Annotated in this window: 1 protein-coding gene; it reads left to right on the top strand. The window is 55.1% G+C overall.

The features are described 5' to 3' along the window. The coding region (locus MO867_RS22965; RefSeq protein WP_252473465.1) for a phage tail protein at window positions 1-267 on the top strand (267 nt) is incomplete at both ends.

Genomic DNA, 267 nt, shown 5'->3' with positions numbered 1-267 from the left:
ACTATTACGACAGCGAAGGCGGCATCGACACCTGCAAGCAGACCAGCGACCGCAGCATCGATACTCGGGGCGAAGGGGAAAAAAGTATCGAAACCCCGCTGGTACTGGAGACCGACCAAGCTGCACAGATCGCCGTGGTTATGCACAAGGTAATGATCGAAGAGCAGCGCGGCGATTGCGAAATTACCCTGCCCAGTAATTATATAAAACTGACCCCCGGCAATGTGGTGCTGTTTCGCGGCGACCGCTTTCGCGTGGATGAAGTGA

Source organism: Microbulbifer okhotskensis (assembly GCF_023895975.1).
GTDB lineage: Bacteria > Pseudomonadota > Gammaproteobacteria > Pseudomonadales > Cellvibrionaceae > Microbulbifer > Microbulbifer okhotskensis.
This window is presented reverse-complemented; position numbering and strand designations above follow the sequence as displayed.